The sequence below is a fragment of the Selenomonas bovis DSM 23594 genome, from assembly GCF_000381005.1.
Classification (GTDB): Bacteria; Bacillota; Negativicutes; order Selenomonadales; family Selenomonadaceae; genus Selenomonas_C; species Selenomonas_C bovis.
On sequence record NZ_KB908387.1, the window covers coordinates 39,328 to 60,667 of the forward strand.

Sequence of the window (21,340 nt, forward strand, 5' to 3'; positions counted from 1 at the left end):
CTGCCTGTTACTTTCTTGCTATCGCCGCGTCACTCGCCGCGTCGGCCGTGGTAGAGGCACCAGGGCTCCTCCGCCATGTAGTCGCCGCCGTGGTAGCACGCGGCGCGCGCGCGGCAGCCGCCACAGACGCCCTTGTAGCCGCAGCTGCCGCAGCCGCCGCTGTAATCGAGCGTGCGCAGGCGCTCGAGGACGGGGCTTTTCGCCCAGATCTCATCGAACGGCGTCTCTCGCACGTCGCCGAGCTCCATCTTGAGGTAGGCGCAGGGCTGCACCTTGCCGCGCGGGCTGATGATGCAGTAGCTGAGGCCCGCGAGACAGCCGCGGTGGAAGCGCGACTTCAGCCCGAGCTGATCGGCGATGCGCAGGAACTGCGGCGCACAGGTCGGCTTGAGCTCGATGGGGACCTCCTGCTGCTTCTTCATGATGCGCGTCAGGACGTCCTCGTACTGCTCGGCGCGCAGGCTCTCCTCCTCGATGGTCGCAGCGCGCCCCGTCGGCACGAGGAAGAAAAAATGATGCGCCTTCGCGCCGATCTCCACGGCGAAGTCCGTCATTGCCTCGAGCTCGCCCTCGTTCCAGTCCATGACCGTCGTGTGGATCTGGAACGGCAGGCCGACCGCCGCGCAGTTCTTCATGCCATCGACCGCGCCCTGCCAGCCGCCCGGGAAGCTGCGGAACTTGTCGTGCTTCGCCGCGTCGAGCGAGTCGAGCGAGATGCCCATCGCGCGCGCGCCCGCGGCCTTGAGCTTTTCCGCCATCTCGCGCGTGATGAGCGTGCCGTTCGTGCCGAACACGGGGAAAAGGCCGAGCGACGAGGCATACGACACCAGCTCCAGGATGTCCGGCCGCATGAGCGGCTCACCGCCTGAGAAAATCATGATCTTGAAGCCAGCGCGCGCGATCTCCGTCAGGAGCTTCTTCGCCTCCGCCGTCGAGAGCTCTTCCTCCGCCTTGCAGCCCGCGTCGCGGTAGCAGTGCGCGCAGTACATGTTGCAGGCGTTCGTCACATTCCACGATATGATGTTCATAAGCCGATCTCCTCATCTGTCAGATAGCAGGCCGGATCCGAAGCCCAGAAGTCTCCCGTGACGGCCTCCGCCCGCGTGCGGAAATTGCCGTTGCAGGCCGAGAGCCATTTGCATTTCGCGCAGCGTCCCGTAAGCAGCGGCTTCCGGTCCTTGAGTCCCGCCATGATGGGGTTCGTCGTATCCTGCCAGATATCGCCGAACGCGCGCTCGCGCACGTTACCGAACGTGTGGTGCTGCGTGAACTGGTCGGGATGCACATAGCCCTGCGGATCCACCTCGCCGAACGCGATGCCCGAGCGGTTGCCGCCGTTCATCGCGAGGTATTTCTTAATCTGCGCCGCCGTCTCCGTCTCGCCGTCCGCGAGCGCCTTGAGGTACATGTAAATGCCGTCGCAGTGGTTGTCCACCGTGAGGATCTCCTTCTCGAGACCGCGCGCCTCGAAGTCCTTCGTGCGGCGGATGATCGTGTCCATCGCGCGACGCGAGTCCTCGGGGCTCACATCCTGGTCGACCATCGCCTCGCCGCGGCCGCTGTAAACGAGATGGTAGAAGCAGACGCGATTGATCTGCTCCGCCTCGATGAAATCGAAGATGCGGTCGAGCTCCTGGATGTTGTGGTGGTTGATGGTGAAGCGCAGGCCGACGCGCTGGCCGACCGCCACGCAGTTCTCGATGCCCTGCATCGCCTTTTCATACGCGCCCGCGACGCCGCGAAACGTATCGTTCACATCGCGCAGGCCGTCGAGCGAGATGCCGACATAGCCGACGCCGATCTCCTTGATGCGCCGCGCGACCTCGCGCGTGATGAGCGTCCCGTTCGTCGAAAGCGTCGGCCGCACGCCCGCCGCCGCCGCATACGCCGCAAGCTCGAAGAAATCGGGCCGGATGAGCGGCTCGCCGCCGGAAAAGAGCAGCACGGGCACATGGAACGCCGCGAGATCGTCGATGAACTTCTTCGCCTCCGCCGTCGAAAGCTCGTCCTGATACTTCCGCGCGTCGGACTTCATATAGCAATGCATGCACTTGAGGTTGCACGTCTTCGTCGAATTCCAGACGACGACCGGGCCGACGCCCTCCGCGGCGCCGCTCTTCATGCTGTGCGCGCTCTTCGTATAGCGCAGACTGTCGCCGAAATACTCCCGCGCGAACAGCAACTTCGTCACACTGATCATAAGCTCTACCTACTCCCTTTCCATCACGCGCGGATGCCGCCCAAAAGCAGCTGCAGCTTCCCCTCGAAATTCTCGCGGAACGAGAGCCCGAGATGGCTGAACGCCGCCGACTGGAACGCCGCGTGCAGCATCTCCGCGATGAGCGGTGCCGGCACATCGGCGCGCAGCTCTCCCGATGCCTGCCCCTCCTCGATGATGGCGAGGAAGAGCTCTCGGAACCCCGGCCCATGGCTGTACGGCAAGCAGCTCTCCTGCCCGTGCTTCCCGCTGCCTTGGGCCTTGCCGTGCACGAGGGCCGCATGACTGCCCGCGAAGAAGAGCGCGAGCACGAACCTGTTCTCATCGAGGAGACGCGCCGTCTCCTGGCAGCCCTCCGTGAGGCGCACGAGCGCCGGCTTGCCCGCTGCCTTCATCTCATCGAGGAACGACGTCACCTCGCCCATGAGGCCGACAAGCAGGCTCATGAGGATCTCCTCCTTCGAGGAAAAATAATTGTAGAACGTGCCGACGCCGAGATCCGCGCGCTCCATGATATCGGCAATCGACGCGTCCTTGTAGCCCTGCCGCACGAACTCCTGCTTGGCCGCCGTGAGGATTGCCTGCCTCGAGGCAATCTTCTTGCGCTCCCGGCGTCCGAGTTTCTTCTCTTCCATCGTAAATTCCTCTTTCTCGTTTTTCATTCCTGAACCATGTTCATTATTTTACCCCCTTCCGCCGGCTTTTTCTAGTCTTGACAAAAAATTTTATTGAAAACACAAAATCACCATTGACAAAAGGCGTACACGGCATTATACTATTTTATGTTGATTGCGAAAGCATCACGGCCCAGTAGCTCAGCTGGATTAGAGTATTTGACTACGAATCAAAGGGTCGGGGGTTCGAATCCCTCCTGGGTCACCATTTGCAACTAGCGCCTGCCTCGGCAGGCGTTTTTTTGTTTGCCTGTATCGCCACGTTCTGCTTTGTACAAGGACGCCGTCCGCTTTGCTGCTTGCATTCCCCGCGCAAATGCCAGTGCCGCGAAGCACGCGAAAAGGGGAGCCATCCACACCGATGGCTCCCCTTTTCGCGCTTTGCTCATACGATTCCCAGACCGCACATCCGCATCGCGAGAAATGCGACAGACAAAGCAGCGCACGTCATCCTTGTCACGGACACCGTGCGCCGTCTCCGAGGTCGTTAAGAATCACTGATTCATTCGGCGCTTCCTTTATTTCACGGCTGCCGCCTTGCGAACGACATCGTAGGCCGCATCTTTCGTCTCCACGAAGCCATTGATCTTCGCCTCGCGCATGGCACCTGCGCAGGCCGCATCCGTGTCCTTCGTGCGCTCGAACTCCTCGCGCAGGCGGCGGACCAATGCGGGGTCCACCCCCGGCGCCGCCGCGATGACATCCGTCGGGATCGGCGGCGTGCGGAAGATGATGTCGAGCTGCGCGTCCGCGTGCGCCGCGGCGAACGCCGTCGAGTAGGTTGCGCCGCCGTCGACAGCACCCTCCTCAACGGCCTTGATGACATTGTTGTGACTGCCGAGAAAGACCGTCGAACCGAAGAAATGCGCCGGATCCTTGCCCGCCTCGACGAGCGCGGCCTTCGGGTAGACGTAGCCGGACGCGGACTTCTCGTCGACAAAGCCGAACTTCTTGCCCGCGAGATCGTCGAGCGCGGCGAGGCCGCTGCCCTTTTTCGTGACGATGTAGCCTGTGTAGCTCGTCTGATGGTTGACCTCCGGCGTCACGAGCGGCTGGAGCTTCGCCTTCTCCGCCGCAGAAACATAGGCGAACGGCGAGAACCAGCCGACATCCGCGAGGCCATTTTTAAGCGCCTCGCCGAGCGCCTCGTAGTCCGCGACGATGATCGTGCGCGCCTTCTTCCCCGCGCGCGCGGCGACGTCCTTGAGGATGGGGACGTAAGTTTTCTTGATGGTCTCCGGCGCCGTGAACGGATTGACCGCGAAGACGATCTCATCCGGCTGTTTGAACTTCATAGCCGCGCGCTGCACCTCGTCCGCCACATGCAGCAGAGACTTCGCATAGCCGTGGATTTCCTCGAGGTTCCGGCGCTGCCCCTGGATGCTCGACGTCGCCTCCTGCGTATTGCCCGCGATGGAAACGGTCGCCTGACCGACATGTTCGACGACGCGCGCCATCTGATCTGTCGTCTCGCGCTGGCTGTCCGACATCTGCGTGAGCTCATCCACGATCTGCTCAAGATGGCTGACGTTACGCGAGAGCCCCTGCATCGCGGCGGCGGAATCGTGCGCCTGCCCCTCGACAGCGCCGAGCTGCTCGCTGCCTGCACGCATCCTCTCCGTGACGGCCGCCGTCTTCGCCGTGATCTCCTGGACGATCTCCTCGATCTCCTGCGTCGTCTCGTCACTCTCGCTTGCGAGCTTGCCGACCTCACCCGCGACGACGGCGAAGCCGCGCCCGTGCTCGCCAGCACGCGCCGCTTCGATGGAGGCGTTGAGTGCAAGCAGATTCGTCTGCGCGGCGATACCGCGGATCTTGCCGACGAACGCCTTGATTTTCTCCGAGGCCGCGTTGAGTTCGTCAATCTCCTCGACGCCCTGCTGCACGGAGGACGCGACCGTCTGGATGTCCTGGCTGACCTGCGCGATGACCTGCTGGCAGCGGCCCGCGATCTCCGTCGAGCTCTTGCATTCCGCGAGGCTCGAGGTCGCAACGTCGGAGACTTTGCTCGCCGAGGCCGCGATCTCCTCCACACCGGCGGATGCTTCCTCGAGATTGCTTGCGTTCGTCTCGCTCTCCTCGCTGATGCCGGCCGCGAGCTTCTCGACCTGCGCGATGACCGCGCGATACTGGTCGATGCCCCAGATGAGCTGCTGGGAAGCAAATGCCATTTCCTCCGCGATGCTGAGGAAATCGACGTCCGATGGCTGCGTGCGCGCTGCGGGCAGCACTTTTTGCGCTTCCGCCCTCACCGGCGCCTCGGCCACGGATGACGCCGCAGGCAGCGTCTCCTCGCGGCGTCCCAGGCATGCGGTAGCGGCGGCCGCCGCGAGCACTCCCGCGAGCACAGCGGCACTGACGGCGCTCCCTGGCACACCGATGCTGCCAGACAGCGCGGCGCCGACCCCCGCGCCAATGGCAGCGCCTGCCGTGGAACATCCGATAATCTTCTCTTTCATTTCATCCACCTCACAAGAAATCCCTCTCCCACTTTTCGCTCTCCCGCTCCTTTTGTGATCTGCCGATGCACTCAGCACCCCTTATCTTCTTCCTTTATTCGCGGTAAAACGGCAGATTCCTGCTTTTCCTCTGCGAATTGCTGTGATGTTATGGCTTATAGGAACCACTGCGGCGCGCAAAGAAAAACGCGACGCCCTCAGGCACCGCGTGCTGCTTCAGTCTTCGTCCTTGCGCAGGCAGCAGTTCTTGTATTTCTTGCCGCTGCCGCAGGGGCACGGATCGTTGCGTCCGACCTTCGCCTTGTGCGCCTGCGCCTCCGCGAAGGAAACGAGCTTGCCCTGACCGGCCGGCTGTGGCCGCACGAGGCTGTCCGGCGTATGCCCCTTGAGCGCCCAGAGCCGCGTCGCGTTGTTGTAAGCACCCACGAGCAGCAGCGCGTCTTTGAGCGCAGCCCCTTCGAGGTAGCCAAGCTCGGTGAGGAATTCGCGCACCATGTCGATCCGCTCGCCGTTCTGCAACATGATGTAGATCTCGCCGACGACGTCCGCCGCTTTCAGCACATCGAGGCCGCCCTTCTGCATCATGTACTGCGCGAGCGCCTTATATTCAGGCGTCGCCTCGATGTAGTCCGGCGCGCCCGCGTCATAGACCTGGCTGTAGCTGAGCTTGGCATAGTCGATGCTGCTGCGCTTCATCTGCTCATCGATCAGATGTTCTTCATCGAGCAACGTGTAGTATTTCATGCCGTGCGGCAGCGCAATGAGCGTATCCTGCCAGCACGAGGCGTTGAGCATCACGCCGACGAAATCGAGGAAGGGCAGCTCCTCCCGCTGCGCGGGCTCGAGATAGGCGAGCGTCATCGTGTGCAGCTGGTCGTAGTTCAGGTAACCATAGTAGAAGAGCAGGCCAGACGCCAGGCGCGCCGTCTCTGTGTTGAGCTCCGCCATGCTGCGGTAAGTGCCAGCGTCCATGGCGCGCAGCTTCTGCTCGATCTCCTCGGGCAGGAACCAGGCGAGCTTGCCGTCCTCTCCCACGCCGCAGGAAATCATCCCGATGCCGCGCAGATAGTCGAGCCGCAGATCGTCATCGCGCAGCTCCGCCGAGCAGCCGCCTCTCTCCAGCAGATGCTGGAAGAGACCGTACTCCTCGTCGAGCACGGTCGTCAGCCAGCGCTCGGCAAAGCGAGGGACCTCCTCTGCCAGGCTCTCGACGAGCGCCGCCTTCTTGAGCGAGCTCGCGCCCTTGAGGCCGAGGTTATAGCGGACGTCGTCGAGCTCCGCCTTCGTCATCTCCGCAAGCGTCTCTTTGAGCGTGCGCTGCTTCGGCAACTTCCTGCGGTAAAGGCGCTTGTGCCGTTCCTCCATATTCGCTTGCGCCATCTGCTCCAGGTCGCCGTCAACCAGGCTCTCCTGCTTTTCCTTTGCCATATCTGCTGCATACATCCTTTCTTTCCTAGTGGTCACGCCCGCACACAGCGGGCGACTCGTGCCTCTCAGCCGAAGAAATCCGCGATGCCGTCCGCGATGCCCTGTGCCGCCTTCTGCACGCCATCCTCGCTGTTCATGAGCTTCTCCTCCGTCGGATTGGAGATGAACGCCACCTCGACGAGCGTCGCCGGCATATCCGTATGCTTCACGACATAGAAATTACAGCTCTGCGTACCGCGGCTCGGCGTGCCGATCTGATCGATGACACCCGCGCGCACCTTGTCAGCGAGGTCTCGCGACTTCTTCGAGCCGAGGGCATAGTAATAGCCCGTCGTCCCCTTGGCCGCGCCATTCGTAAAGGAATCCATGTGAATGGAAATGAAGATATCGGAATTGTGCCGGTTCGCCACGTCACAGCGCGCCTGCAATTCCTCGATATCCGAGGCGGCTGCGCCTTTGGGAGAGACCTCCGTATCCGTCGTGCGCGTCATGTAGACGGTCGCACCCTCCGACGTGAGGAGCTTCTGCAATGCGAGCGCCACGCGCAGCGTCACGCTCTTCTCCGTCACACCCGTCGGACCGATGGCGCCGGAGTCGTTGCCGCCGTGTCCCGCGTCGATCGTGATAGAATGTCCGGCAAGTCCCGTGATGGCGGCAATGCCGGCATCCGTGCTGCTTTCCGTCGCTGGCTGCTCGCCCGGCGTATCGGCAGCCGTTTCCTGCGCCGCCTGCTCTGCGTCCTGCGGCGTCTGCGGCTCCTCCGGTTTCGTCTCGACCGGCTTCGTCTCGGCGGGCTTTGTCTCGACAGGCTTCGTCTCGGCGGGCTTTGTCTCGACAGGCTTCGTCTGCGGCGTCTGCGGCTTCGTCTGCGGCGTCTGCGGCTTCGTCTGCGGCGTCTGCGGCTTCGTCGGTTTCGTCTGCGGCGCGACAGGCTTCGTCGTCTTGACATCCGGCAGCGCGATCGTCGCGCCTGAACTGTCCGGCCCCACGCGGCCGAAATCGAGCACCACGCGCCCAGGAACCGGGCCGCCCGTGAGCGGGAATATCTTGTAATTGTCCTTGCCGACCGTCGTCTCCACGACCACGCGCACCGTCCTCGGATCAAACTGCGCCACGCGCGCCCGCGACACGAACGAGCTGCTCACGGAAAGCTCCCGCTTCACCTGCGGGGAGAGCCAGGCGCCCTTGATATCGACAACGACGCGGCCCGGATCCTTGAGTACCATCGTCCGGTACGTGACAGGCGCCTTGGCATCGACGACGATGCGCGTCTTGTCCTGCGAGTTGCTCACGCGCACGCCCGTGATCTCAGTCAGCCCCTCCACGCGCTCGCCGAACGGCGACGCCTCCGCCGAAAAGGGCAGCCCGAGCAGTACGAGCAACGCCAAGAGCAACAGGCACACCTTTCTCATCCGAAAACCTCCCCATAGAGTAGAAAGCATACCGCCGCAAGCTGCCACGCATGGCAGGCTGCGAACCATAATCCGGAGCACCTCATTTAATCAGCGCTTCCTTGATATTATCGCCGTTTCAAGCAGAAAAATCAAGTGGCGTGGCGTGCAGACCACCGCCGCAGTCCGCATGCCCAGGGACAGGTAATGACATAAAAAATCCCCCGCAGCTACCTGCAGGGGATCGATTTCCATGGCAGAGAGGGTGGGATTCGAACCCACGGTGGCTATTCACCACACTTGATTTCGAGTCAAGCACCTTCGACCACTCGGACACCTCTCCGTGTTCTCGTACCAGAACGAGTTATATTATAACACGGCGAGACATACATGTAAAGTTTTTTCTATATGGCCACAAAGGCGGTATATCTCACTCTTCTGTCGCAGGGACACCCTCGGCCTTGCCGGTCACGAGCTCCCTGCCGCAGTGCTTGACGACGAGGACAGCGAGCGTCATGAGCGCGAGCGCGAGGACGAGCTGGAGACCGTCGACGCCGATGACGAAGTTGCCGGCCATGAGCTTCGCGACAATGCCATAGACGCTCATGACGAGCGCCGTCATCGTGACGCAGAACATGAAGACCATCGGCACGTAGAGCATCCAGCCCTTACGCCCCGTGACTTTGAGGAACACGGCAAGCGCGATGAGCACGAGCGCGGAGAGCAGCTGGTTCGCCGCGCCGAAGAGCGGCCAGATGTTCATATAGCCAGCGAGGCAGAGCCCGTAGGCGAGTACGAGCGTGAGGATGGTCGAGACGTATTTGTCCATGAGGAAGCGCGTCGCGGCGCTCGTCTGCTCCCCTGCCGAGGGCTTGAGCATTTCCTGCAGGGACATGCGGCCGATGCGCGCGACGGAGTCGATCGTCGTCATGCCGAGCGCCGAGACGCACATCGTGATGAAGCAGGCGGAGAAGCCCGCCGGAAAACCGAAGATCTGCGTGAAAAAGGTGCTGATGCCGCCCGCGAAGATCTGGAACGGCGTACCCTTCGCCATGACGCCGTTCTGCGCAGCCGCGCAGGCGATGACGAGCGCGACGACGCCGAGCAGGCACTCGCAGAGCATCGCGCCGTAGCCGACGGGCAGCATGTCGCGCTCGTTCGCGATGGCCTTGGAGGACGTGCCGGACGAGACGAGGCTGTGGAAGCCGGAGACCGCGCCGCAGGCAATCGTGATGAAGAGGATCGGGAAGAGCGGCTTGCCGTTCACCTCGAAGCCGACGAACGCCGGCATGTTGACGGACGGATTCGCCGCGAGCACGCCGATGACGCCGCCGGCCACCATGCCGAGGAGCAGGAACGAGCTGAGGTAGTCGCGCGGCTCCATGAGCAGCCACATCGGCAGGACCGCCGCGATGAAGCAATAGCCGAAGACGATGTAGCGCCACGTCGTCACATCGAAGTAGAGCGGGAACTGCATGCCGACGGCGAACATGCCTGCGACAAGCACAACCGCCACGAGGAACTTCAGTGCGCCGGAGGGCTTCACCTTGCTGATGAAGACGCCGAACGCCATCGCAACGACGATGTAGAGCATCGAGATCGTCGCGGCCTGCGCGCCCGGCGTGTTGAGCGTGCCGCCCGCGGCGAAGCCGTTGAACGTCTTGGCGATGATGTCGGCGAACGCTGCGATGACGAGCAGCGTAAAGAGCCAGCAGAAAAGCAGGAACAGGCGGCGGCCCGTCTCACCGACGTACTGCTCGATGAGCATGCCCATCGACTTGCCCTCGCTCTTGACCGAGGCGTAGAGCGCCGTGAAATCCTGTACGCAGCCGAAGAACGCGCCGCCGATGAGGATCCAGAGCAGCGCCGGCGCCCAGCCAAACATCGCCGCGATAATCGGGCCCGTCACAGGACCCGCGCCCGTAATGGACGAGAACTGGTGCGCGAACACCGTGAACCGCGACGCGGGCGCGTAGTCCTCGCCGTCATTCTTGCGGACCGCCGGCGTCTTCGCGTGCGGATCAATCCCCCAGGTCCGCGCGAGCCAGCGCCCGTAAAGCAGGTATGCCCCCGCGAACCACACGAGCGCGATACCGATCAGCATCAAGCCTGACATGATATATCCTTCCTTCCATATCTATGAGTGCAATCACACGCAATCTCCAGGAGGTGTTCCTACTCCGTGGATATTGTGTACCTGATATTATATCCCTGCCCTATATATGTGTCAACATGTAAATCATATTTTTTCGCTGATTTCAATCCGCGCCGCTTCTGTAAAGGAAATCCCCCCCCTAAACGCGCTATGAACGCGTCAAAATGCGACATACTATCTGTATTTTTACATAATATAAAAATCCCCTGATGACGTACACTCTGGTGCAGCATCAGGGGAATGATCTTTGTCAATGCGGTATGCCGTGCGGGAAACATCCGCACCTTTACGCGTCTTGCGCCGCCGCTTTCTGCGCGCGCGCCTTTGCACGCGCCTCTTTCCACTGCCAGACGCAGCGGTAGCCAGGATGCATCTCCGGCAGCACGAAGCAGCGGCAGCAGGAAACACAGATCGAGGGCGCGCCGCCAGCGAGCTCTTTGCGGAGGAAATCCGGCTCGGCGATGAGCGCGCGGCCGAGCGAGACGAGCTCAAAGCCCGCGGCGAGCACGCGCTCCATGTCCGCAAGCGAGCGCACGCCGCCGACGAGGCTCATCGCCTGCCCCGGCACCGCTGCCTTGAGCCGCGCGCCCTCCTCGAGATAGTAGAGCGTCGCGTCCCGCGGCTGGTTGATGAAATCGACGCCCGAGAGCTCAACGAGCTCGACGCCGAGGCGCTGGAACTCCCGCAGCATGTAGAGCATCGCCGCGTGGTAGCCTGTGTGATCCTCGTGCTTCGTATCGAGGTTGATCTTGACGAGGATGGGGAACGCGGCGCCGCAGGCCGCCTGGATGCCCTCGATGATCTCGCGCACGATGCGGAAGCGGTTCTCCTGGCTGCCGCCGTAGTCATCCGTGCGCTGGTTGAACGTCGGATCGAGGAAGCGAGAGAGCAGGTAGGAGTGCGCGGCATGGAGCTGGACGCCGTCGCAGCCAGCAGTCTTGAGCCGCACAGCGGCCGCGATGAAGCTATGCTCTATCTCCTTGATCTCCTCATGCGTGAGCGCGCGGGCCTCGCGCCCTTTCTTGAGCGGACGCGCGACGACATCCGCAAGGTCATCATAGCCGATGGCGCGCGGCCCCGCGTGGGAAATCTGCGGAATGAGCACGGCGCCCGCTGCATGGGCGATTTTCGCTGCGCGCCGGAACTGCGCCGCATAAGAATCGTCATAAATATTCACCTGCGTGGCATTCGCGCGCCCGCGCGGATCGACGCAGCAGTGCCCCGTGATGATGGTGCCGATACCCCCCTGTGCAAGCTCGGCGTACATCGCGTACTCCGCCTCTGTCATCCTGCCATCCTCATCCGCGAGGAAGCTGTGGACGGCCGAGCGGACGACGCGGTTTTTCAGCGTCAGGTGCTTCAGCTGTACTGGGGTTTCAATGATGCTCATAGACTTTCTCTCCTCTTTGACCCGCTGCGCAGGCATGCGCGCCCGCCTTGCAATCGGATGCTACACAAAGCTACATGCACAAACCTCCACTTCGTGGACATTGTGCATCGCCCTTACAGTAAATCCAACCAATCGCGCTGCGCCTGCGGCTTGCGTTCCTGGGGATTTACATAGGAAAAGCCTTCCCCGCGCAATGCGGGCAAGGCTTTTCCTCAGCGGTCCACACGCTCGATGGCAGCGCCGAGACCGACGAGTTTGCCGACGAGGTTGTCGTAGCCGCGGTCGATATGGTGGATATAGCCGACCTGTGTCTCGCCCTCCGCGACGAGCCCCGCGAGCACCATGGCCGCGCCCGCGCGCAGGTCGGTCGCCTTGACCTGGCAACCCGTGAGCTTCTCGACGCCCTCGACGACAGAGGTGCGCCCGTCGATACGGATGTTCGCACCCATGCGCTTGAGTTCATCGACGTGCATGAAGCGGTTTTCAAAGACCGTCTCCGTCACGAAGCCCGTTCCCTCAGAGACGGCGAGCATCGCCATGAACTGTGCCTGCATGTCCGTCGGGAAACCCGGGTACGGCATCGTCTTGATGTCGACAGCCTTCGTCTTCTGCGTGCAGCGCACACGGATACCGCTCACATCTTCCTCGATCTCAACGCCCGCTTCCTTGAGCTTGGCGATGACTGGCTTGAGATGCTCGCTGATGGCGTTCTCGACGTAGATATCCCCCCGCGTCATCGCCGCCGCGACCATGTACGTCCCCGCCTCGATGCGGTCGGGAATGATAGTGTAGTCGCGGCCGACAAGTTTCTTCGCACCGTCGATCTTGATGACGTTCGTGCCCGCGCCGCGGATCTTCGCGCCCATGACGTTGAGGTAGTTCGCGAGATCGACGATTTCCGGTTCCTGCGCCGGATTCTCGAGGATGGTCTGTCCCTCGGCCATCGAGGCGGCCATGATGATGTTCTCCGTCGCACCAACGCTCGGGAAATCGAGATAAATCTTCGTCCCCTTGAGCCCCTCCGGCGCCGTCGCCTCGATGAAGCCGTGGCCGATTTCGATGTGCGCGCCGAGCATCTCGAAGCCCTTGAGATGCAGGTCGATGGGACGCGTGCCGATGGCGCAGCCGCCCGGCAGCGAAATCTTTGCCTTGCCGCAGCGAGCAAGCAGCGGCCCCATGATGAGGAACGATGCGCGCATCTTCCGCACGAGGTCATACGGTGCCTCGCAACTGCCGATGGTTGAGGCATCGACATGGAGCTGATGGCGCTCGGCGTCGAACTCCGCCTGAACGCCGAGCTTCCTGAGTACCTCCGTGATCGTCGTCACGTCCTCGAGCGCCGGCACCTCATCGAGCAGGCTCGGCGTATCCTGGCCGAGCAAGGTCGCCGCGATGATGGGCAGGACGGCGTTCTTCGCGCCGCTGATCTTGACGTGTCCCTCGAGCCGCCGTCCGCCGTGTATAATCAACTTTTCCATTTAAGCAGTCGTTCCCCCTAGAAAATCGAAGCAATCTTTCCTTATATTATCATCAACCCCTCCGTATGGCAAGAGGGCACGCGTCAGAAGCGCTGCGGATTTCCCGCACAGCGACGGTTGCGGCCCGTCTCCTGGCAGCGGCTGCCATTATACGCAGTCATCAGCAGGGTCGGCACGCTCGAAATGAGCGATTGCAGGCACAGGAGGACGCGTCGCCGCCAATGGTCAGGCCTTTGCCGTATGGTCGACCTTGAGTGTCACGTGGGCGACGTTGTCGATGATATAGTTTGTCTCGAACTTCGTCTGGCCTTCTGCCTTCGCCGCCTTGTGGAGGAAATCCACCTTGCGCGGTGCCGACTTCGCGGCTGCAGCAGCACGCTTTGCTGCTGCAGCTGCCTCGCGCAGAACCTTTTTCTGCTCCTTTTCCGTGAGCGGCTGCGCAGCTGCACCAGGTGCGATGATAATCTCGTTGTTCCTGCCAGTCTCCGCGAGCGCCTTGAGCTTGTCTGCTGTCGTTTGCGCCTTGTCCGCCTCGGACTGGACGGCGACTCCCGTCGTCTGCTGGAGCAGCATGAGCGGCGTCACGGGGACCATGCCGCCGCCGCGCACATCGAGGTTCAACGTGCCATCCGGCTGGTTTTCCGGCACCGTATAGGGGATGAGCAGCGTCTCCTTGTCCTTGCGGTACGGCTTGATCGTCGTCTTGATCTGGACGGTCTCGCCTGGCCGCGCCGTCGTCTTATCAGGGATGGCCGAGACGATGGTCGCCGTCTTGCGGCCCGCCTCGACATCGACATCGACCTGCACATCGACGATGTCCGCCTCCTTGTCCGCATCCGCGCAGATGATGCCCATGGCCTGCAAGAGCTCGCCCACAGCGACCTGGCCGACATCCGTCGTATTGTAGAACATGTTCTTGCGCACGAGCTTCCCGTCCGCTGCCGCGTTCGTCCGCACCGTGAACGAGAGCTGCGCCGTGCTCTCGCCGAGCGAGTCGCTCGTCTTGCTCATCGCCGCGTAGGCAAGCCCCGCGGAAAGCTGCGCGAGGTAGTCCTCATCGTAGGCGATGCGCGCGCCGTAAGTATCCTCACGCCCGAGCGAGGCATCCTTGACATGGATCTTCACAGGAACGACGGACGGGAACTCGCCGAGGCGTCCGGCTACCCCCGTCTCGCGATCTTGGTTGATACGGCCGATGATATTGCCGACATTGGCGATCTTCATGCCATTGCTCTGCCCCGCGATCGTGCCGACGACCGTCGCATCCGTCATGAAATAGTTCACGTTCCCCTTGTGCAGGAACGGATGGCCGAACGCGAGGACCTTGTTGCCATCCACGGCTGTCACCGTGCCCGTCGCGCCGACCGTGAAATCACCGCAGACGACGGCGACGCCGACCGCGCTCCCGGGCGCGAGGCTCGCGTCATAGTCCGTGCCGGCATTCGAGGCACCGCCGACCGCCGTGAGCTGCGTTGCACCGAGCCCGAGGCTCTTGCTGAGGAACTTCATACCCGCGGCATCGAACCCCGCCGCGAAGATCTGCCCTTTCGGCACGCGTGCCGGCTGCGTGGCCCTGCCCTTTAGCTGCGCGGCATTCTGCGCGACGGCGTCGGCAGCAATCGCGGTATGCGATGCCGGCAACGACGCGAGCGCCGCTGCGATGACATCCTCGAATGCCTCCTCGTTATGCACGCGCTCCGACTCCGCCGTCTCCTCAGCAGCCTCCTCGCGCTCATCCTGCGCGTCTTCCTTCTCCGCGGCCGCCTTGCCCTGTTTCTCCTTCTGCTTCTTCTCTTCCTCAGCCTGTCGCTTCGCCTTGTCCGCTGCGTATTTCTTGAGGTCGAAGGTATGCAGGCGCGTCTTGTTCTTCACATCCGGCATCGACCAGAGCGGCAGCATCTCCTCGATGGGCGTGATGAAAAACGTGTAGGGCGTCATTTCCTTGAGTCCTGCCGCCACAGCGCCGACGAGCTTGCCATCCACATAGACGGGACTGCCGCTCATGCCCTGCAGGATGCCGCCCGCCTGCTCTGCGACAGGCCCCGACGCCTTCGCCATGATCATCGGCGTCGATCCCTTGCCGTTATCCAGCGTGCCGATGATGTCCACGTGGAAATCGCGAATCTCCCGCGTGGCGTCGACGACCGTATACGCCGTCCCCGACATGCCAGGCGTGATCTCCGCCGTCCGCCACGTCGCAGGCATCGCGAGCGCCGTAATCTCCAGGCTTCCGCAGAGGAGCGCGGCCACCGCGGCCGCCGCCTTCTTCATATACTTATGCAAAAAATTCACCCCATCCGATTGCGGGCACTTCTCGTACGCGAGATGCCCTTCATGAAAACCGGATGCGGCGAACCGCATCCGGCCTATCCCATCGCCGAGGACAGCCGAGATGCAACCGTCCTCAAGTCTTGTTCATTATAGCATACTCCGCCGCCTGCGGCAGATTTATTTTTCCGTCAGCAGCCCCGCCACAGATGGCAGCAGGCACCGCCCGCAAAGCTCACTTGTGAAGCACGACGATGGCTGAGCCGACACCGCGCTCACGCCCATCGGAGGGGGAGTTCAGTACCCGGCCGCCAGCGACGAGTTCCGACGAACCGCCACCGTCAAGGTTGAGCGCATCCTTCGCTCCGAATGCCTTCAGTAGCTGCGCCCACTCCGTGAGTGTGCAGCCATGAGAGGACTGCTGCCTGCCATCCACGACGGCGAGCAGATACGTGCCGCGCGTCGTCGTCGCAATCGCGCTACGCGGCTCGCGATGGCGGTCGATCTCCCCGAGCTGCTCCGCCGCCGTCGTCACATGGATGACGCCGTCCTTCAAGAGGCACGGCCCTACGCTCACGACCTCTGTCGCCCTGTCCCAAGGCGCGCCGAGCGTCTCATCGATTGTGACGGCATCCCCCACCTGCACCTGGGAATAAATATCCGCCGCCGCGCCGTGCAACGAGATAACGCAGCCATCTGCGGGAATGGCGGAGTTCCCTGCAGCGATGGCGGTCACGCGGCCATTCACCACTGTGAGTTCCCGTCCGTATTCGTTCGTCCGCGTACGCGGCCCGTAGTAGCGGTTGTAGATGACGAGGCTGTCCGTGCCGCGCTCCACGTCGACGCCGCCCACATACTGCGTGACGCCGCCGATCGTCACGGAGCCGTTGTACGTCACCGTGCCGAAATACGCTTGGCCATTCGGCAGGATGCCCATCGCGCTGCGCGGAATATACGTCGTCCCGACCACCTCGCCGTTCGTCTTCGTCACGCCGATGAGGTCGCCGTTCCAGTTGAAAAAGGAGGCGTTGATGGCCGCGACGGCATTCACACTGTCAGAGATAGCGCTCGTTGTCGCAAGCCCCGGAATCTTGCCGCCCCCCAGCGCGACCTTGAGACGGTAGACCGCGGGATCGACATCGAGGAAATACGCCGTGACCCAGCCATCGTCCTGCCAGACATGATAGTCAAAGCGCATGAGACCAGCCGCGAGCTGGACGGCCTCCGTTCCCTCGGGGAGACCGAGTGCCGCGGCGGCAGCCTTGGCAGCCGCGGCAGCTTTCGTCGCAGCCGCAGCTTTCGCCGCAGCCGCCGTCTTCTCCGCCGCAGCAGCCTCACCGGCCGCCTTGCCCGCCGCCGGCTTCCGTGCGGTACCTGCTGCGACGGGATCCGTGAGGTCGAGGAAGAGACGCGGCGGATTCTTGAGCTGGCCTATGCTTGCCTTGCAAGCAGTTGCCAACGATACTACGACGCGCACCTCGCTGTCCGAGGCCGACCAGCGCACACCTTTCACGCGCTTGCCCGTGACCATCGGCTGCTTGAGGCTGCGGCCCGCCCGGACGCCCTTGAGCACGACGGTCACGCGCTTGCCGTCCGCTGCTTTATCGAGCTCATAGTCGGACGCCTCCGAGAGGTCCAGCACCACGCGGTCGCGCGCCGCCTCCGAATGGAAACGCACGCCGCTGAGCTGCGGCGCCGCGAGCGCCGCCCCTTGCAAGGCTGCGAGCAGCACAAGCGTCAAAATGAAATACCGCAATCGTCTCCAGAAAAAAACCATCAATACGTCTGCCTCCCAAAGCAAACCAGAATGCTCTCTACCAAGGAAGCGCTGGATGATCCCATGCTCCCGAAAAATCAGTTCCATCCCCGGCCTCGCAAGCAGCGGGCATGCGGCACGCACCCCTGCCAAGAAGAGACGGCGCGCGAGACTCCGAGGGCTATCTGCGCGCCGTTCACTGCTGCTCCTTGCGCCTCATTTCCGTGCAGGCACGGCAAGCGCCGCCTGCGCTTCGGCCTTCGCCTCGACCTGCGGCCGGAGCTGCTTGTAGAGCAGATCGCCGAGCCCGATGCCGCCGGCCTCCGCCATCTGCTTCGTCATCTCGCTGTCGCGCATATCCTCGAAAATCTTCGTCGCGTTGTCCTCGCCGAAGAGACCGCCCTCGTGCACCGTCGAGCGCATCTGACGGTACATCATGTTGAGGAACATCGCCTCGAAGCCCTCACAGGCCTTCTTGAGCGCCTTGTCCTCTGCGCGAGCGGCCTGCGTGCCGTCGCCGGACGCCGCCGCGTTTCGCGCGTCCTGCGCGCTGCGCTTCGCCTCCTCGAGCATGCGGTCGAACGAGGCGGACGACGCCTGCGCCTGGGCCGATGCCGCGGATGTATTATGCTGCAGCATCGCTATTGGCTGAATCTGCATGAACTCACTTCCCTGTCTTTTAGAAATTCCTATCAAATGAGCTCGAGCTCCGCGTGGAGCGCGCCGCTCGCCTTCATCGCCTGCAGGATGGAAATCGTGTCGCGCGGCGTCGCGCCGACGGCATTGAGCGCACCGACGATATCGCTGACGTTCGCCGTCGCCGGCAGGACGATCGTGCTGCCAGAGCTGTCCTTGACCTTGACATCCGTATTGTTCGCAACGATCGTGCTGCCGTAGGAGAGCGGATCCGGCTGGCTCACATCCGCGCGCTTCTGCACGCGGATGGAGAGGCCGCCCTGCGTGATGGCACACTCATCCACGGATACGTTGCCGCCCATGACGATGGTGCCCGTGCGCTCGTTCATCACGACTTTCGCGACCGTATCCGGCACGACGGGCAGCTCCTCGAGGCTCGCTACAAAGCCGACGACGTTGCCGCGGTAGTAGGCCGGGATCGAGATATCAATGCGCCCCGGATTCGTCGCGCGCGCGATGCCGCCGAACTGCGCGTTGATGCTTGAAACCATGCGCGCGGCCGTCGTGAAATCCGGCTGCGAAAGCGAGAGCGAGATCGTGCCGTCCTGCCCGATCTCATCCTCCACGCTGCGCTCGACGATCGCGCCGTTCGGCATGAGGCCCGTCGTGGGGAAGTTCTTCTGCGCCTTGTTGCCACCGCGGCCCACGACGAATCCGCCCGTCGAAACGGCCCCCTGCGCGACCGCGTAGACCTCGCCGTTGCCCGCGCGCAGCGGCGTCTGAACGAGCGTGCCGCCCTGGATGCTGTCCGCATCACCGAGGGAGGAGACCGTCACGTCGATGGTGTCACCCTCGCGCACGAAGGGCGGCAGCGTCGCCGTCACCATGACAGCCGCTACATTATCTGGCTTGAGCGAACTCGTATCGATGGCGACGCCGAAGCTCTTGAGCATGTTGCCGATACTCTGCACCGTCTCCTTTGCCTTGTTCGAGTCGCCCGTGCCCGCGAGACCGACGACGAGGCCGTAGCCGACGAGCTGATTGCTGCGCACCCCCTGCACTTTCGCGATGTCCTTGATGCGCGTCACCGAGGCATCGGCCGAAGCCGAAAGAGGCGTGAGCGACGCCGCGCACACCGCGACAAGCGCCGCCGCACAGAACTTTTTCCATGAAACCATCTGAAGAGACCTCCCTGCTCCCCACGGGGAGCCAACTGCATCAGAAAAGGATATTGAATATCTGCGTGAGGATGCCCTGCCGCTGCTTGGCGTTCAGGGGGCCTTTACCGTCAAAGCGCACCGTCGCGTCCGCGATCTTCGTCGAGGGAATCGTATTGTTCGCTGTCACGTCATCCTGGCGGCAGACGCCGCGGAACGTGATTTTGTGCTCGTCGCGGTTCTGCCAGATAGACTGCGTACCCTCGACGACCATGTTGCCGTTCGGCATGACCTGCGTGACCGTCACCGTGACATTGCCCGCGACTTTATTCGTATCGGATTTTGAGCCCTGTGCTGAGAACGAGTCCGAGCCGTTCGCGCTCGCGGCCTTGAGGAAATCAAAGATGCCCACGCCCGCCGAGAGCGAGGTTTTCCCGCTCTTCTTGTTGGAACTGCTCTTTGATGTCGTCGTCGTCGTCGTCTCGCTGATGACGATGGTCAGGATATCGCCGACGTTGCGCGCCTTGCGGTCCGCAAAGATATTGTAGGATGTCCCATCGTCACTCCAGAGCGAGCGCGCCTCCACGGGCTGCAGCGCAAGCGCTACGCAGACAGCCAAAAGGCCCGCCGCCATCCATTTCTTCATTGCCATCCCTCTTTTCTCCCATCTTGCCGCTATCCGGCTTTCCTTCTGCGGCTGAGCGCAAGCTCCGCCGCGCGCCCATCGCTCAGCCATCGCCGCCAAGCTGCACCGTATGTGCGTCCACGACCGTCCCGAGCAATACCTTCGCCGAGCGCGCGTTGCGCACGCGGATGTGCTCGCCGATGCGGCCGCGCTGCAGCGCGACGCCCTCAGCCTTCACCTCGATGCCGTGATAGCGCGTCACGAGCGTCACGGGATCGCCCGCCTCGAGCACGCGCGCCGCCTGCAGCACAGTCGCGACGAGGGGCTTTCCCGACGAGAGGAACCGCGTGGGCACGCGGCCGCTCACCTCAGCAACCTCTTTCAGGTAGACGGTGTCCGCGTCCTCGACCGTGACTTCCGCGAGGCGCACATCCTCCGCACCGATTGTCTGCTCGGGACGCAGGTCATGCACGGCCACGAGCACCGTATCATAGACCTGCACGCGGAAATAGAGTACGGCACGGCGATAGAACTTCCCATCTACATAGACGAGCACATGCACCGGCGTCAGACCGCCGTAGCGTATCGCGCCCGGTACCTTGACCTCGCAGATGAGCGCGCCCGCGGGCGCATGCATTGCCGCTGCGGCGCGCGTGAGTGTCAGCGTATGGCGGCGCGTCTCGCCGCGCGCCGCGAGCTCCTGCTCGAGCTTCTCCTGCGCATACGCGGCGAACTGCGCCGCCGTCACCGTCTGCGGGAACCGTTCCGCCTGCGTGCCGCCGCCATAGGCAGACGCAGCCGCGGGAAACATACAGAAGAAGCCACCCCATACAGAAAGAAGTATGCAGATGGCCAGGGCTCCCCTGTTCAATTTCATGGCTCAGCGCTTGAGGCCGTTCGCAATCTCGAGCATCGAGTCCGACGTCGTGACCGCCTTGGAATTCGACTCGTAGGCGCGCTGCGAAACAATCATGTTGACCATTTCCTCGACAATCTGCACGCTGCTCATCTCGAGCGTGCCCTGCGTGAGCGTTCCCGCGCCGTCAACGCCCGGCTCGCTTTCGATGGCTTCGCCTGACGCCTCGGAAACCACGAAGAGGTTCTTGCCGATGGCCGTAAGGCCCGACGGATTCACGAAGCGCGCGAGCTGGATCTGCCCGACCTCCTGCTGCGTGCCGCCTGCCGGCGTATCAGAGACGCGGCCGTCGCCCGAAATCGTGATCGAGTCGCTCGGCGCGTTATCATCGATCGTGATATTATCCGCGAGCGGATAGCCATCCGTCGTAACGAGACGACGTTGAGAATCAAGCTTGAACGAGCCGTCGCGCGTATACGCCGTCGTGCCGTCCGGCATCGTGATACGGAAAAACCCCTCGCCCTGGATGCCGACATCCGTCGGATTATCTGTCGTCTGCAGCGCGCCCTGCGTGAAGATGCGGTTCGTCGCCGCCACGCGCGTGCCGAGACCGACCTGGAGGCCCGTCGGGTACTGGCTGTCCGCGCCGGACGCCGCGCCCGCGTCGCGGATGTTCTGGTAGATGAGGTCCTGGAACTCCGCGCGAACCTTCTTACCGCCATACGTATTGACATTCGCGATGTTGTGCGCGATGACATCCATATTCGTCTGCTGCCCCTTCATGCCAGAGGCCGCTGACCAAAGTGCTCGCATCATATCTCCGATTCCTCCCAAATCATTACAGGCGGC

General features: G+C 62.8%; 15 protein-coding genes, 2 tRNA genes and 1 pseudogene. 1 reads left to right on the forward strand and 17 read right to left on the reverse strand.

Going from position 1 to position 21,340, the window contains the following annotated elements:
• Positions 1-29: 29 nt before the first annotated feature.
• Genes nirJ2 through F599_RS0105925 form a run of 3 tightly spaced genes read right to left on the reverse strand, consistent with a single transcriptional unit; the run spans position 30 to position 2,853 of the window.
• Positions 30-1,028, reverse strand: coding sequence for a putative heme d1 biosynthesis radical SAM protein NirJ2 (gene nirJ2, locus F599_RS0105915; RefSeq protein WP_019542605.1), 999 nt, complete (start codon positions 1,026-1,028; stop codon positions 30-32).
• On the reverse strand, positions 1,025-2,200 hold the full coding sequence (nirJ1, locus tag F599_RS0105920) for a putative heme d1 biosynthesis radical SAM protein NirJ1 (protein WP_019542606.1): 1,176 nt from the start codon (positions 2,198-2,200) through the stop codon (positions 1,025-1,027). The genes nirJ2 and nirJ1 overlap by 4 nt, the downstream gene beginning before the upstream one ends.
• A 23-nt stretch (positions 2,201-2,223) precedes the next feature.
• The gene (locus F599_RS0105925) at positions 2,224-2,853 is read right to left on the reverse strand and encodes a TetR/AcrR family transcriptional regulator (RefSeq protein WP_026327851.1); all 630 of its coding nucleotides are present in this window, start codon (positions 2,851-2,853) and stop codon (positions 2,224-2,226) included.
• Between the two features lie 169 nt (positions 2,854-3,022).
• Between F599_RS0105925 and F599_RS0105930 the strand changes: the two genes are divergently transcribed.
• Positions 3,023-3,100, forward strand: a tRNA-Arg gene (locus tag F599_RS0105930).
• A 310-nt stretch (positions 3,101-3,410) separates the two neighbouring features.
• Here F599_RS0105930 and phnD read toward each other — a convergent pair.
• From phnD to flgG, 14 genes and pseudogenes are all read right to left on the reverse strand, one after another.
• Complete coding sequence (phnD, locus tag F599_RS0105935; protein ID WP_019542608.1) at positions 3,411-5,351, reverse strand: phosphate/phosphite/phosphonate ABC transporter substrate-binding protein; 1,941 nt, start codon at positions 5,349-5,351, stop codon at positions 3,411-3,413.
• Between the two features lie 216 nt (positions 5,352-5,567).
• Positions 5,568-5,672 (reverse strand): annotated as a pseudogene (locus F599_RS16310) (SEC-C metal-binding domain-containing protein); the annotation flags it as partial.
• A 1,172-nt stretch (positions 5,673-6,844) separates the two neighbouring features.
• Positions 6,845-8,191, reverse strand: coding sequence for an N-acetylmuramoyl-L-alanine amidase (locus F599_RS0105945; RefSeq protein WP_019542610.1), 1,347 nt, complete (start codon positions 8,189-8,191; stop codon positions 6,845-6,847).
• 233 nt (positions 8,192-8,424) lie between these two features.
• A tRNA-Ser gene (locus F599_RS0105950) sits at positions 8,425-8,513 on the reverse strand.
• Positions 8,514-8,600: 87 nt separating this feature from the next.
• Positions 8,601-10,286 (reverse strand): carbon starvation CstA family protein, encoded by a 1,686-nt coding sequence (locus tag F599_RS0105955; protein WP_019542611.1) that lies wholly within the window; start codon positions 10,284-10,286, stop codon positions 8,601-8,603.
• A gap of 325 nt (positions 10,287-10,611) precedes the next feature.
• On the reverse strand, positions 10,612-11,715 hold the full coding sequence (locus tag F599_RS0105960; RefSeq protein ID WP_019542612.1) for an NADH:flavin oxidoreductase: 1,104 nt from the start codon (positions 11,713-11,715) through the stop codon (positions 10,612-10,614).
• A gap of 212 nt (positions 11,716-11,927) precedes the next feature.
• Positions 11,928-13,193, reverse strand: coding sequence for a UDP-N-acetylglucosamine 1-carboxyvinyltransferase (murA, locus tag F599_RS0105965; RefSeq protein WP_019542613.1), 1,266 nt, complete (start codon positions 13,191-13,193; stop codon positions 11,928-11,930).
• A 225-nt stretch (positions 13,194-13,418) separates the two neighbouring features.
• Entirely contained in the window at positions 13,419-15,554 is a 2,136-nt protein-coding gene (locus tag F599_RS0105970; RefSeq protein WP_019542614.1) for a SpoIVB peptidase S55 domain-containing protein, read from the reverse strand.
• Positions 15,555-15,696: 142 nt separating this feature from the next.
• A complete protein-coding gene (locus F599_RS0105975; protein ID WP_026327852.1) occupies positions 15,697-17,238 on the reverse strand; it encodes a phosphodiester glycosidase family protein in 1,542 nt (513 codons plus the stop codon).
• Between the two features lie 195 nt (positions 17,239-17,433).
• Entirely contained in the window at positions 17,434-17,877 is a 444-nt protein-coding gene (locus tag F599_RS0105980) for a rod-binding protein (protein WP_033369155.1), read from the reverse strand.
• Between the two features lie 32 nt (positions 17,878-17,909).
• Entirely contained in the window at positions 17,910-19,031 is a 1,122-nt protein-coding gene (locus tag F599_RS0105985; protein ID WP_019542617.1) for a flagellar basal body P-ring protein FlgI, read from the reverse strand.
• 40 nt (positions 19,032-19,071) lie between these two features.
• On the reverse strand, positions 19,072-19,662 hold the full coding sequence (locus F599_RS0105990; protein WP_026327854.1) for a flagellar basal body L-ring protein FlgH: 591 nt from the start codon (positions 19,660-19,662) through the stop codon (positions 19,072-19,074).
• A 76-nt stretch (positions 19,663-19,738) separates the two neighbouring features.
• The gene (gene flgA / locus F599_RS0105995) at positions 19,739-20,446 is read right to left on the reverse strand and encodes a flagellar basal body P-ring formation chaperone FlgA (RefSeq protein WP_019542619.1); all 708 of its coding nucleotides are present in this window, start codon (positions 20,444-20,446) and stop codon (positions 19,739-19,741) included.
• A gap of 69 nt (positions 20,447-20,515) precedes the next feature.
• Complete coding sequence (gene flgG / locus F599_RS0106000; protein ID WP_019542620.1) at positions 20,516-21,307, reverse strand: flagellar basal-body rod protein FlgG; 792 nt, start codon at positions 21,305-21,307, stop codon at positions 20,516-20,518.
• Positions 21,308-21,340 lie beyond the last annotated feature (33 nt).

Excerpts from the sequence above, each read along its gene's own strand:
- nirJ2 (WP_019542605.1), bottom strand. The coding sequence starts at position 1,028 with ATGAACATCATATCGTGGAATGTGACGAACGCCTGCAACATGTACTGC.
- nirJ1 (WP_019542606.1), bottom strand. The coding sequence starts at position 2,200 with ATGATCAGTGTGACGAAGTTGCTGTTCGCGCGGGAGTATTTCGGCGAC.
- F599_RS0105925 (WP_026327851.1), bottom strand. The coding sequence starts at position 2,853 with ATGGAAGAGAAGAAACTCGGACGCCGGGAGCGCAAGAAGATTGCCTCG.
- phnD (WP_019542608.1), bottom strand. The coding sequence starts at position 5,351 with ATGAAAGAGAAGATTATCGGATGTTCCACGGCAGGCGCTGCCATTGGC.
- F599_RS0105945 (WP_019542610.1), bottom strand. The coding sequence starts at position 8,191 with ATGAGAAAGGTGTGCCTGTTGCTCTTGGCGTTGCTCGTACTGCTCGGG.
- F599_RS0105955 (WP_019542611.1), bottom strand. The coding sequence starts at position 10,286 with ATGTCAGGCTTGATGCTGATCGGTATCGCGCTCGTGTGGTTCGCGGGG.
- F599_RS0105960 (WP_019542612.1), bottom strand. The coding sequence starts at position 11,715 with ATGAGCATCATTGAAACCCCAGTACAGCTGAAGCACCTGACGCTGAAA.
- murA (WP_019542613.1), bottom strand. The coding sequence starts at position 13,193 with ATGGAAAAGTTGATTATACACGGCGGACGGCGGCTCGAGGGACACGTC.
- F599_RS0105970 (WP_019542614.1), bottom strand. The coding sequence starts at position 15,554 with ATGCGGTTCGCCGCATCCGGTTTTCATGAAGGGCATCTCGCGTACGAG.
- F599_RS0105975 (WP_026327852.1), bottom strand. The coding sequence starts at position 17,238 with ATGGTTTTTTTCTGGAGACGATTGCGGTATTTCATTTTGACGCTTGTG.
- F599_RS0105980 (WP_033369155.1), bottom strand. The coding sequence starts at position 17,877 with ATGCAGATTCAGCCAATAGCGATGCTGCAGCATAATACATCCGCGGCA.
- F599_RS0105985 (WP_019542617.1), bottom strand. The coding sequence starts at position 19,031 with ATGGTTTCATGGAAAAAGTTCTGTGCGGCGGCGCTTGTCGCGGTGTGC.
- F599_RS0105990 (WP_026327854.1), bottom strand. The coding sequence starts at position 19,662 with ATGGCAATGAAGAAATGGATGGCGGCGGGCCTTTTGGCTGTCTGCGTA.
- flgA (WP_019542619.1), bottom strand. The coding sequence starts at position 20,446 with ATGTTTCCCGCGGCTGCGTCTGCCTATGGCGGCGGCACGCAGGCGGAA.
- flgG (WP_019542620.1), bottom strand. The coding sequence starts at position 21,307 with ATGATGCGAGCACTTTGGTCAGCGGCCTCTGGCATGAAGGGGCAGCAG.